Consider the following 11,532-nt stretch of genomic DNA (forward strand, 5'->3'; position numbering starts at 1 on the left):
CGGCTGGCGCCGCTCCTACAGCAGACCGTGGCGCGTCTCCCCCGTAGGAGCGGCGCCAGCCGCGAGCTTTTCCTGTGCCCGGCGCGATGCCTGTTGTTGGCCGCAACCTGCGCCTACCGCGCTAGCTGCCCCGCAAGCCACGCACCCAGTGCCAGCCCCAGGCCCAGCGCTGTCAGCAGTGCAAAGAGCAGGGCGGCATGCCGGCGCAGCGCCTGCTCCAGTGCACTTGCAGGCGGCGGTGCGATCGCCTCGTCTCGCGTGTCTGCCGCGCCCGGAGCGTGCCAACCATGGCCGGTGGCGATGCGACCGGCCAACTCAGTGAGTTGGCGTACGCACGCCTCTGCCACCCTGCGCAGTCCCTGCAGCAGGCCAAGCAGCGGCGTCAGCACGTCGCCGGCCGGCAGCGGCCAGGCGCGCAGGCGGCGGGCGGCGAACACGGCGAGTGCGCTGCCGGCGAGCACTGGCCACAGCAGCTCGGGCAGGTAGGCGGGGTCGGGCGGCAAACCCGCGGGCACCGGCACCCAGGGCAGCAGGATGAGGCCGGCCACACTCGCGCCGAGCACCAGCGCCCAGCCCAGCCATTGGGCGGTGGTCGGGGGCGCATGGTGGCCGTCGTCGGCTTGTTGCGCCAGCAGCCAGAGGTAGCGCGCGACCAGCGCTGTGGTGCCGGCCGCCGCCAGGCTCAGTACCAGCGGCAGGTGCTGCCACCACGCCGGGGTGACGATGCCGCCCGCGAGCGCGGTCTTCAGGCTGATCTTGGCGGCCGCGCCGCTCACCATCGGCCCGGCCAGCGCCAGCCCGGGCAGCGCCAGCGCCAGCCACAACGCCCGCCGGCGTATGCTGCCCGCGTGGGCCAGCGCGGGCGCGATGCCCACGCCGAGAAACAGCGCACCCTTGGCCAGGCCGTGATGCAGGGCGTAGAGCGCGATCGCGGGCGCCAGCGCGGGCCACAGCGCTGGCTGGTGCAGGCCGGCGCCCACGCCGACGGTGATCAGGCCCATCTGGCTGACGCTGGAGTAGGCGAGCACCGTCTTCGGTGTGCGTTGGTGGATGCCGATGGCCGCGGCGCCGAAGGCGGCAGCGAAGCCGAGCGTGATCAGGCCCAGGCCCCAGCCCGGCAGCGCGACCACCCCCAGCGGCAAGGTGACGAGCCAGCCCAGCAGCCCAGCCTTGATCATCGCCCCCGACAGCACTGCGCTCGCCGGTACCGGCGCCACCGGGTGAGCCAGCGGCAGCCACATATGCAACAGCGGTAGCCCGGCCTTGACGCCAAAACCGGCGACCAGGCAGGCGATCGTGAGGTCGCGCCGCGGCGAGGCCGCGATTGCGTCCGCCAGGTCGCTCAAGAGCGGTGCCTGCGGCGCCGCGCTGGCGCTGGCCGCGAGCAACAGGCCGGCGATGATCAGGCCTTCACCGGCGACCGCCATTGCCAGATACACCCGCCCGGCGTGCAGCGCCGCGCCACTGCGGTCGTGGATCACCAGGCCGTAGGCGGCAAAGCTCATCAATGCGAAGCTGGCGTAGAAGCTCGCCAGGTCGTGGGCGAGGATGAGGCCGAAGTTGCCCGCCATCGTTGCCAGCCACAGCAGCCGGAAGCCGCTCGCCCGCGCGTCGCCCGCCAGCGTGCCACGGCTGTAGAGGCCTGCGCCCAGCCACAGCAGGGCGGTGAAGGCGAGAAACACCCGCCGTGTTCCGTCCAGCGCCAGCACGGTGCCGTACAGCACCGCATCGAGCTGCACGCTCACCCCCTGCGCGCCGCCCAGCCCCAGCAACAACGCGGGCAGTGCTGCCCATGGCGTCCAGCATTCGATGCGGCAGCGCCAGCCGGGCACGCACCAGGCCAGCACCATCAGCAGTGGCAGGGTCGGGACCAGCACCAGGCCGAAAGCGTCGATTGCGCGCTCCATCAGCGGGCCTCCTCGACGTTAGCGGATGCCATCATCACAGACCGCGTGGCGGACCTCGCCAGCTGCCACGGCGGGGGCGACGACCTCGCCGCGGCGATCACGGCAGGTACTCCCGCCCGACCACCACGGTCGCCCAGTACAGCGGGGAGTAGGGCAGGCTGGCGAACAGGCCTGCGACCACGCTGAAGGCGGCGGTCGCCAGCGTAGGCATCAGCAGCAGCGGGTGGGTGTCGTGGCATTGCCGGAAGCGCTCGTCCGGCCACGGCCCGCGCTGCGGGCGGAACCAGATGCGGTGCAGGATGGGCAGGAAGTAGGCGGCGTTGAGCAGGCTGCTTGCCACCAGCACGCCGATGACCCAGCCCATGCCGGCTTCGAGTGCGCCGAGGCCGAGGTACCACTTGGTGACGAAGCCCGCCAGCGGCGGGACGCCGATCATGCCGAAGGCGCCGATGGTGAAGGCGATGCTGGTCGCCGGCATGCAGCGCCCGGCGCCGTCGAGCTCGTCCACGCGGTGTGCGCCCAGGGTCTCGGCGTAGTTGCCGGCGCAAAAGAACAGGGTGATCTTCATCAGCCCCTGATGCAGCAGGTGCACCAGCCCGCCGGCAGTGCCGAGCGGCCCGAACAGCGAGATGCCGAGCACGATGTAGGACACCTGACTGACGGTTGAGAACGCCAGCCGGCGCTTCAGGTCGGTCTGCGCCAGCGCGCGCAGCGAGCCGTACAGGATGGTGAAGCTGGCCAGCGCTGCCAGTGGCCCGAGCACGCCGAGCTGCCAGGCCAGCTCGATGCCGAACACGTCATACACCACGCGCACGATGCCGAAGGCCCCGGCCTTGACCACCGCCACCGCATGCAGCAGCGCGCTCACCGGTGCCGGCGCCACCATCGCCGTCGGCAGCCAGCCGTGGAGTGGGTAGATTGCGGCCTTCACGCCCAGGCCACCGACGAGCAGCGCAAAGATCAGCACCAGCTGCGGATTTGATACGGCCTCGAGCGCCGCCAGGCCCGCCCCGGCGCCGAAGGCCACGTCGCCCGCCAGCGTATGCAACAGGGCGATACCGAGCAGCAGCACCGCGCCGCCGCCGAGCGTGTAGACGAGATAGGTGCGTCCGGCGGCAAGCGCCTTTGCGCTGCCGCGGTGCACGACCAGTGGGTAGGTCGACAGCGTCAGCAGTTCATAGAACAGGAAGAAGGTGAACAGGTTGCCGGCGAGCGCGATACCGACCGTGCTCGCCACGCACAGGCTGAAGAAACCGAAGAAGCGGCTGCGGTTGGGCGCGTTCTCAAGGTAGCCGATGGCGTAGATCGTGGTGAACAGCCACAACACCGAGGACAGGCCGGCGAACATGATGCCGAGGGCGTCGGCGCGCAGCACGAAGGCGACCCCGTCGACCAGGGTGTAGCGCAACGCGTAGCGTTCGCCTTCGAGCACGCCCAGCCCCATCCACACCACCAGCGCCAGCTTGGCCAGCGCCGCTGCCAGGTTGAGGCTGCTGCGCAGGCGGTGACGGTGCTCGGCGAGCACGAAGATGCCTACCGCGGCCAGCAGCGAGGTGGCGATCACTGCCAGCGGCAGCAAGGCGTGGAGGAGTGAGCTCGCGCCGCTCATGGCACGCCCGTAGCGAGTGGGCTGCCGATGCGCAGCCATTCCAGCGGCGCCTGTGCCACCAGGCCGAGCGCGATGCTGGCGCTGCCCAGCGCCAGCGCCGACAGCTCGAGCGCGAGCGGCGGCGAGGCGAAGCGGTCGCGCGCCGGGCCCTCGACGAAGGCGTGGCGGAACACCCGGAACACGTAGGCCGCGCTCAGCAGTCCGCCCCCCACCAGCACCATGATCCACACCCACTGCCCGCTCGCCAGCGCGCTTTGCAGCAGCAGCCACTTGGCGGTGAAGCCGGCGCTCGGCGGCAGGCCCATCAGGCTCACCCCTGCCAGACCGAAGCTCATCAGAGACAGCGGTCGGAAGCGGCTGATGCCGGTAAGGTCGGCGATGTGCGGACTGCCCACCGCCAGCACCAGGTTGCCGGCAGCGAGGAACATGCCGGCCTTGGCCAGCGCATGCGCGGCCAGCATCAGCAGCGTGCCGTCCCATGCCAGGCGCGCGGCGTCCATGTTCGCCACGCCGAAGAGCGGGAAGAACAGGAACAGGTAGCCGATCTGCGCCACCGTGGAGTAGGCCACCAGGTGCTTGAGGCGTGCCTGGCGCAGCGCCATCCAGCCGCCCCAGAACACCGCTGCGGCGCCCAGTGCGCCGAGTAGCCAACCGAGCGCGAGCGGGGTCAGCGCCGGGCCTGCCATGATCCACAGCCGCATCAGGATGTACAGCGAGGCCTTGATGACCAGCGCCGAGAGCAGCGCGCTGACCGGCGGCAGTGCCCCGCCGTGTGCGGGCGGCAGCCAGCCGTGGAGCGGGAACAGGGCGGTCTTGAGCAGCAGCCCGGCGCTCATCAGGCCGAGTGCGACCAGCGTGGTGAGACTGCCGGACTGTGCTACGCCAGCCTCGGCCATGAAGCCTGCAAGGTCCGCCAGCGCGAGGCTGCCCCAGGCGGCGTAGAGCAGGGCGACGCCGATCAGGTAGGCGAGCGAACCGAGCAGCGCTGCCAGCAGGTAGCGCATCGCCGCAGCCAGCGCGCCGGCCGAGCCCTTGAGCGCCACCAGGCCCACCGCCGCCAGGCCGAGCAACTCGAGGCCGACATAGAGGTTGAACAGGTCCGCCGACAGCCAGATGCCGTTGAGTGCCGCCCACATGAACCAGAACAGCGGCCAGAAGCCGTCCTCCACCGCCTCGCCGCGCAGGCCGAGTGCAGCGTGCAGCGCGCAGGGCAGGGCGACAGTCGCGGTCAGCACCACCATGCCTGCCGCCAGGCCGTCGGCCACCAGCGCAATGCCCAGCGGCGGCGCCCAGCCACCCAGCGCATGCGCCTGCGGCCCGTCGCCCACCACCGTGCGCAGCAGGCCGCAAGCCACGCCGGCAAGCAATACGGCCAGCGCCACCCCCAGCGGCCCGCGCCAGCGCAGCGGCAGCAGCGTGCTTGCCAGCGCGGCGGAGAGTGGCAGCATGACCAGGGCAGGCAGCAGGCTCACACGTCCTCCGGCAGCGTGCTCTCGCCGCTGACGCGATGCCAGCGGCGGAAGATGACGAGTGCGAGTGCGGTGGACGCGACCGCCACCACGATGCCGGTCAGCACGAGGGCTTGCGGTACCGGGTCGATGCCACGCCCGTCCTGTGCCAACCCCACCAGCAGCAGGAAGCTGCCGCTGCCCATGACGTTGAAGGCGAGCAGGCGGCGCAGCAAGTGGCGATGAATGATGAAGCCGAACAGGCCAAGCCCGCACAGCAGCACCCCGACCCAAGCGTATAGGGCGTCGGTGGCGAGCACTGTTGCGCTCATTCGCGGGTCCTCCGCCTGCGCTCGGGCAGACGCTCGACATCCGACTGCGGCGGCGCCAGCCGGAACAGCGACAGCAGCGCGAGCGCGATCGACAGCGTCAGCGCCAGCTCGATCGCCAGGATCAGGCCGCCGGCCCAATCCGCCGGGTAGTCGAGGAAGGCGCGCCCGCCGAGTGCCGTGCCGGCACCCACGGCCACGAATACCGCCGGGCCGAGCACCAGCAGCGCGCGCAACCGCCGGGCGCCGCGTTCTCCGGCGAAACCGCCCAGGCGCACGCCTGCCAGGCGCAGCAGCACACCCGCGGCGGCCAGCACCGCCGCCGCCTGGAAGGCGCCCCCTGGCCGCGTGCTGCCCGCCCAAAGCAGGTAGGCGGCGACCAGCACCATCAACGGCAACAGCCAGCTCATCACCGCACGCAGCAGCGGGTTGTCGAGGCCCATGCGGTCGGGGCCGTCGGGCTGGGCCTCGCGCAGCGCCAGTGCGACGACCACGGCGACGAGCAGCACGGCAACTTCGAGCAAGGTGTCGTAGCTGCGGAAATCGAGCAGGACCGCCGTGATCGGATGCGGCGCGCCGGCGTGCTCGGTGCTGTGCGCGACGACTCGTGGCAGGTCTGTGCGCGCTTCGGGGCGCTCGATGACGGCGAGGGCAAGTGCGGCGCAGACCGCCAGGCTTGCGAGCGCTGCGAGCAGGATGAGCAGGTACCGTTTCATGACCTCGTCTGCTCCTTGTCCGAGGTGTGTGCTGCGGGTGCGGAGGGTGGGGAGGGGCGTGGCCGCTCGAAGCGGCGGCGCAGGTAGCCGAGGGTGTCGAGCAGCAGCACGCCGGTGAGCCCGGCGCCGATCGCCGCCTCGGCGAGCGCGATGTCGGGTGCGCGCAGCCGAACCCAGGCCAGCGCCATGAGCAGGCCGAAGACGATGAACATGACGATGGCGCGGAACAGTTCGCGCGACAGGAGCGCACCCGCGGCACAGGCGATCAGGCCGAGGCCAAGGAGGAGATCGAAGGCGTTGGCCGGCAGCGCGCTCACCGCGGGTCTCCGCTTCGCTCGGGACGCTGGCGTGGCTGTCCTCGCCGCCAGGGTTCGACGCCGCGGCGGCGTGCCGCGCGCGCCACCAGGTAGCCCGCACAGGCGCTGGCGAGCAGGGCCAGGCCCCAGATCAGCAGCAGCTTGAGCGCGGCCGCCACCGAGCCGGCGCCGGGCAGCAGCCCGATCACGACCAGCCCCAGGCCGAGGTTGTCCGCCTTGGTCAGGGCGTGGATGCGGGTATAGACGTCGGGAAAACGCAGCACACCGATCGATCCGACGACGAAGAAGGCGACCCCGGCGCCGATCAGCAGGGACTGGAACAGTGCGACCGCCGTCATCCGCGTCGCCTCCCGGCTGTGCCTGCAGCGCGTTGCTGCTGCGCTGGGGCTGCTTCCGTGCGTGTGTCGCTCGGGTTTTCCGAACCGTCCGGCACTTGTTCATCGGGGTCCCAGACCCGGGCCACGAAAGCGAGGACTGCAAGTACCGCAAGCAGCGCCAACACCAGGGCTACATCGCGCAGCGCCGCCAGCCCGAGCGGGTCGGCGAGCAGGACCAGCATCGCGACGCCGGTCGTGCCCAGAAGTTGCGCCGCGAGCATGCGATCCGCGAAACCCGGCCCCTTCCAGACGCGCAGCAGGCCAAGGACCAGCGAAATCAGCAGCAGGAGGGAGAAGGTTTCGAGCAGGGTGTCCATGATGCGTGCCGCCCTCACTGCCTTGCTGCTGCGGGGGGTGTTGCCTCTCCCCTCGACTCAGGATCCGGTGCGATGCGAGCGAGCGTGAGGCCGAACAGGCGGGCAACCTGCGTCTCGGCCTGCCGTAGGTCGGCATCGACATCCAGCCCAGCGTCCAGGCAATGGATCTCCAGGCTGTTGCCATGGCGCCGCACACTCAGCGTGCCCGGCAGCAGGCTGATGACCAGCATCAGCCACCAGCAGGGCGCGCCCTCGGGAAGCCTCGTTGCCATGTTGAGCAAGCCGGGGTCGAGCGGTAGCGCCGGATGTAGCGTTCGTCGTGCCACGTCCCAGCCGGCACGCAGCGACTGCAGCAGGAAAAAGGCGGCGAAGCGCGGAATCCGGCGCGCGTGCAGGCGATGAGTCGCCGGTGGCGTCAGGCGCAAGCTCAGTGCGGCTGCCAGTGAGGCGGTGGCCAGCCCGAACAGCAACCCCTCGCCGCCGCTCAGCGTCCACCACAGCAGGAGCAGGGCAAGGGCACGAAAGCTGAAGGCCTGCAGCGAGTTGGGCATCGGCAATGAAGGAGGCTTGTCGTTCGGAATTCGTGGCAGCGTAGCCGAAGGCGGCACGACCCCGCAGTCAGGGCTTGCCCGGTGTTTACTGGCGGTTGCGGAACTGAAGCAGCAGGTCGCAGCTGAAGCCGCCTGCGAACCAGCGTGCGGCGACCTGAGCGCCGCCTCCGAAGCGGAAGCGGAACTCGTCGGAAACCGCCTTGCGCTCCATCGCTTGCGGCGTGGCTGCGCCCAGGCGATGAGACAGTGTCTGCGCGAAACGTTCGCCATGGGCCTGGCAGGCCGCGATGCTGTCGAGCCGCGTTGCGCCGTCGGTGGGCAGGGCGAGGACTTCGTCGATACGGCCGTCGGTGCCGGCCATCGCCATCACTGTCAGCGTGTGGTTCTCGACCTTCAACAACACGCTGATCTGGTCGCGTTCGTCACAGCCCGGACCGATCTGTGCCGCGGCGGCGTCGAGTGGCAGGGTGCGGCGGGCGGCCGTGGTCAGGCGCGCGCCGAGCACGAGCGGCCCGATTCCGTTGGCGTGCAGGGGGGCGGTGGCGGCCATGGGGGCTTGAGTCTGGTAGCTGACCACGCCAGGCTCGTCACCCTGTGCACTCGCTCCACCGCCCAGCCCCACGCTGCACAGCAGCGCAAGGCGGGCGACCGCAGTGCCGGTGCAGCGTCCGCTCACTGCGCCTCGATCACGCCGCAGAACAGACGCGGACCGGCGCCGCCGATGGGCTGGCTGAGGTGGTCGTCGCGGTTCTCGTGGATGACCAGCGCAGCACCGTCCTCGTCGAGGATGCGCGCGCGCTCGCCAGCGCCTGTGAGGCTGGCGAGGGTGGTAAAGAACTCAGCCTCGACCGAGCCGTCCGCATGAACGAAGAGGTTGGGCAGGTCGCCCGCGTCCGGGCCTTCGGGGTTCATCAGCCCGTGAGGCTTGGCGTGCGGGTTGAGGTGCCCCTTGGAGGCGACGAAGCCCTTGTCCGGATCCTCGCAGGTGCCGACGCTGTGGATGTGGATGGCTTTCGGGCCCGGCGGCAGGCCCTTGGCCGCGACGTGGATGAGCACGCCGTGCGGGCCCTCGGTCAGCATCGCGGCCCCGACCGCCTTGCCGTCACGGTCGATGATCGTGGCCGTGGCACGTTCGGCGGCCGTGGCTGGAGATGAGACTATGGCGAGCGATGCGGTCAGCACGGACAGGGAGAGGGTCAGGGCAAGGGAACGGGTTGTGCGCATTTGCATATCTCCATCGAATAAAGGTTTCGTGGTCGGCCCGGCGCGTTCCGGGCCTGCAGCATGATAGGCGATTGCGCCGGCTGGCGCCGCCCGGTCACAGGCCTTAACATCGACATCTTGACTGCAACGGAGACCCCCATGGCTTCATCCCCTGACAGCATCAGCATGGCGCTGTTCTGCGACTTCGAGAACGTGGCGCTGGGCGTGCGGGATGCCAACTACGAGAAGTTCGACATCAAGCGCGTGCTCGAGCGCCTGCTGCTCAAGGGCAGCATCGTGGTCAAGAAAGCCTATTGCGACTGGGACCGCTACAAGAGTTTCAAGGCGGCGATGCATGAGGCCAACTTCGAGCTCATCGAGATCCCGCACGTGCGCCAGTCAGGCAAGAATTCCGCAGACATCCGGCTCGTGGTCGACGCGCTCGACCTGTGCTACACCAAGTCGCATGTCGACACCTTCGTCATCATCAGCGGCGATTCGGACTTCTCACCGCTGGTGTCGAAGCTGCGCGAGAACGCCAAGCAGGTGATCGGCGTGGGGGTCAAGCAATCGACCTCTGATCTGCTCATCGCCAATTGCGACGAGTTCATCTTCTACGATGACCTCGTGCGTGACAGCCAGCGTGCTGCCGCCAAGCGCGATGCGCGCGACAGCGCGCCGGCGCCCAAGCGTTCGCCTGAGGAAGAAAAGCGGCGCAAGGATGAGATCGAGGGCCGGCGCAGGCAGGCGATCGACATTGCCGTCGAGACCTTCGAAGCCCTGCTCGCGGAGCGCGGCGAGAGCGGCAAGATCTGGGCATCGATGCTCAAGGAGGCGATCAAGCGCCGCAAGCCGGATTTCAACGAGAGCTACTTCGGTTTCCGTGCCTTCGGCAACCTGCTGGAGGAGGCACAGAGCCGTGGCCTGCTCGAACTGGGCCGCGACGAGAAGTCGGGCACCTATGTCAGCCGCCCGAGTGCGGCGGTGCTGAGTGCCGCTGCGGAGAACGAGGCCGCGCAGATGCAGGTAGCGACGACTGCCGAGGCGCAGCAGGCCAACGCAGAGGCGACAACCGAAGACAAGCCCGCCCAGGCCGGCAAGGCCTCGGCGCGCAGCGGGCGGCGGCGCGGGAGTAGCAGGGCGGCCGCACAGGCCGAGGGCAGGCCGGCTGCGCCGTCTGGCCGCGGGGGGGATGCCGGTGTGGTGCAGGTCGAGCACATGGCGCAAGCCGTTGCTGACGTAACACAGGCGCCAGTGGTGAAGGAGGTGTCGCCACCTCCGGCCGCAGGGCAGGCGGCGACAGAGGGCAAGGTGGACCAGCCCGCTGCACTCGAAGCGGCTGCACCGCGCGCCGAACCGAAGAAGCAGGCCCGCCGTGCCCGCAAGCAAAGCGATGCGCCTGCCGAGGCTGGCGTTGCCGCCGCGAGCGAGCGCCCTGCAACTGACCTTGCGCCAGCCGCTGTGGAAGAGGAGCCGCGCAAAGGGCGCAAGCCCGCGGCGCGCGGCAAAGCCAAGCCGGCCCAGGCGCCTGTGGCCGAGCTGGCTGCCGTTGATGCATCCACGCCGAAAGGGTCGGCAGGGAAGGTTTCTGACGCCAAGACATCTGGCACCAAGGCACGGCGACCTGCGCGCGCTGCGGAGCAAGGCGATGCGACGACCAGTGCGGTAACCGGGGGCGAGCCTGTTGGTGAGCTCAGCGGTGAGGGCAGCAACACGAGGCCTGCGGCCAAGACCGCCACACGCAGCCGCCGTCCGCGCAAGCCCAAGGCAGATGCTGCCGAGTGAGATTTGCCGCGCCTCAAGTGCGGGCGCAGCTGGTTCGCGTTGCGTACCGGGCGCGGTGGCCTGACTGACGAAGGACGCATGCACGTGAGCAGTCGAGTCATCGCGCGTTCCCGGGCCGACGGACTGCCGTCGTGGCCCTATCCGCGCTGGATCGCGCACCGCGGTGCGGGCCGCCTGGCGCCGGAGAACACGCTCGCCGCCTTTGCGCTCGGTCATGCCCATGGCTATCGCATGTTCGAGTGCGATGTGCGCCTGAGCGCAGATGGCGTGCCCTTTCTGCTCCATGACGACCGGCTCGAGCGCACGACCGACGGCCGTGGCGAGGCGCTCGGGCATGACTGGGCGGCGCTCGCGCGCCTTGACGCCGGCGCCTGGCATGCGCCGCGGCATGCCGGCGAGCGCTTGGCCACGCTCGAGGCTGTGGTGGCGTTCTGCCATGCCCATGGCTGCGCGCTCAACGTCGAGCTCAAGCCTGCACCGGGCGACGAGCTGCGCACCGCGCGCGTCGTCGGCGCGCAGCTGGCGCGGATCTGGCTTGGCACGCCTGCGCCCTTGCTGTCCTCCTTCAGCGTCATCGCCCTCGAGGCCGCGGCTGTCACTGCACCCGCGCTGCCGCGCGGGCTCCTGCTCGAACGCTTCTGCGGCGATTGGCTGGCCACCGCGCAGCGCCTGGGTTGCGTGGCCGTGATCGGCGAGCAGTCGGCGTGGAATGCGCAGTGGGCGACGCAGGTACGCGCCGCGGGCTTACGCATGCTGGCCTACACGGTGAATACCGATGAAGACGCGGAGCGCTTGCTTGGCCTGGGCCTCGACGGGCTGATCACCGACCGGGTTGACCATTTCTCACCGGATGGGGCGCCGGGGCAGTGCCTGCAGTAGGGGGCCGCTTACCGAAAAGCTCGCGGCTGGCGCCGCTCCTACGGGGGACCCCCGCGGCGGCTGGCTTTGCTGTAGGAGCGGCGCCAGCCGCGAG

At 70.2% G+C, this 11,532-nt stretch carries 13 protein-coding genes; 2 read left to right on the forward strand and 11 right to left on the reverse strand.

Going from position 1 to position 11,532, the window contains the following annotated elements; all coding sequences use genetic code 11:
* Nucleotides 1–113 precede the first annotated feature (113 nt).
* The 11 genes from C662_RS18970 to C662_RS19020 all read right to left on the reverse strand — a co-directional run bounded on the left by C662_RS18970 (nt 114) and on the right by C662_RS19020 (nt 8,795).
* Complete coding sequence (locus tag C662_RS18970) at nt 114–1,907, reverse strand: complex I subunit 5 family protein (protein ID WP_002933560.1); 1,794 nt, start codon at nt 1,905–1,907, stop codon at nt 114–116.
* 97 nt (nt 1,908–2,004) lie between these two features.
* Complete coding sequence (locus tag C662_RS18975) at nt 2,005–3,516, reverse strand: proton-conducting transporter transmembrane domain-containing protein (protein ID WP_037985130.1); 1,512 nt, start codon at nt 3,514–3,516, stop codon at nt 2,005–2,007.
* Nucleotides 3,513–4,988 carry a complex I subunit 5 family protein gene (locus C662_RS18980; protein WP_002933571.1) on the reverse strand — a complete coding sequence of 492 codons (1,476 nt, stop codon included), beginning with the start codon at nt 4,986–4,988 and terminating at the stop codon, nt 3,513–3,515. Before C662_RS18980 ends, C662_RS18975 begins: the two co-directional genes overlap by 4 nt.
* On the reverse strand, nt 4,985–5,296 hold the full coding sequence (locus tag C662_RS18985; protein WP_002933572.1) for a Na+/H+ antiporter subunit C: 312 nt from the start codon (nt 5,294–5,296) through the stop codon (nt 4,985–4,987). Before C662_RS18985 ends, C662_RS18980 begins: the two co-directional genes overlap by 4 nt.
* A complete protein-coding gene (mbhE, locus tag C662_RS18990) occupies nt 5,293–6,009 on the reverse strand; it encodes a hydrogen gas-evolving membrane-bound hydrogenase subunit E (RefSeq protein WP_002933587.1) in 717 nt (238 codons plus the stop codon). Before mbhE ends, C662_RS18985 begins: the two co-directional genes overlap by 4 nt.
* The gene (locus C662_RS18995; RefSeq protein ID WP_002933588.1) at nt 6,006–6,326 is read right to left on the reverse strand and encodes a Na(+)/H(+) antiporter subunit B; all 321 of its coding nucleotides are present in this window, start codon (nt 6,324–6,326) and stop codon (nt 6,006–6,008) included. Before C662_RS18995 ends, mbhE begins: the two co-directional genes overlap by 4 nt.
* Nucleotides 6,323–6,664, reverse strand: coding sequence for a monovalent cation/H(+) antiporter subunit G (gene mnhG / locus C662_RS19000; protein ID WP_002933590.1), 342 nt, complete (start codon nt 6,662–6,664; stop codon nt 6,323–6,325). The genes C662_RS18995 and mnhG overlap by 4 nt, the downstream gene beginning before the upstream one ends.
* Nucleotides 6,661–7,020: a monovalent cation/H+ antiporter complex subunit F gene (locus tag C662_RS19005; protein WP_232433321.1), complete on the reverse strand. Its 360-nt coding sequence runs from the start codon at nt 7,018–7,020 to the stop codon at nt 6,661–6,663. Before C662_RS19005 ends, mnhG begins: the two co-directional genes overlap by 4 nt.
* Before the next feature lie 14 nt (nt 7,021–7,034).
* Nucleotides 7,035–7,571 (reverse strand): Na+/H+ antiporter subunit E, encoded by a 537-nt coding sequence (locus C662_RS19010; protein ID WP_002933594.1) that lies wholly within the window; start codon nt 7,569–7,571, stop codon nt 7,035–7,037.
* 85 nt (nt 7,572–7,656) lie between these two features.
* The gene (locus tag C662_RS19015; RefSeq protein WP_002933595.1) at nt 7,657–8,247 is read right to left on the reverse strand and encodes a hypothetical protein; all 591 of its coding nucleotides are present in this window, start codon (nt 8,245–8,247) and stop codon (nt 7,657–7,659) included.
* Complete coding sequence (locus C662_RS19020; protein WP_002933596.1) at nt 8,244–8,795, reverse strand: superoxide dismutase family protein; 552 nt, start codon at nt 8,793–8,795, stop codon at nt 8,244–8,246. The genes C662_RS19015 and C662_RS19020 overlap by 4 nt, the downstream gene beginning before the upstream one ends.
* Before the next feature lie 138 nt (nt 8,796–8,933).
* Between C662_RS19020 and C662_RS19025 the strand changes: the two genes are divergently transcribed.
* Both C662_RS19025 and ugpQ read left to right on the forward strand, forming a co-directional pair.
* Nucleotides 8,934–10,559 (forward strand): NYN domain-containing protein, encoded by a 1,626-nt coding sequence (locus tag C662_RS19025; RefSeq protein WP_002933597.1) that lies wholly within the window; start codon nt 8,934–8,936, stop codon nt 10,557–10,559.
* Between the two features lie 78 nt (nt 10,560–10,637).
* Nucleotides 10,638–11,438: a glycerophosphodiester phosphodiesterase gene (ugpQ, locus tag C662_RS19030; RefSeq protein ID WP_051018605.1), complete on the forward strand. Its 801-nt coding sequence runs from the start codon at nt 10,638–10,640 to the stop codon at nt 11,436–11,438.
* Nucleotides 11,439–11,532 lie beyond the last annotated feature (94 nt).

Source organism: Thauera sp. 28, assembly GCF_000310145.2.
Taxonomy (GTDB): domain Bacteria; phylum Pseudomonadota; class Gammaproteobacteria; order Burkholderiales; family Rhodocyclaceae; genus Thauera; species Thauera mechernichensis.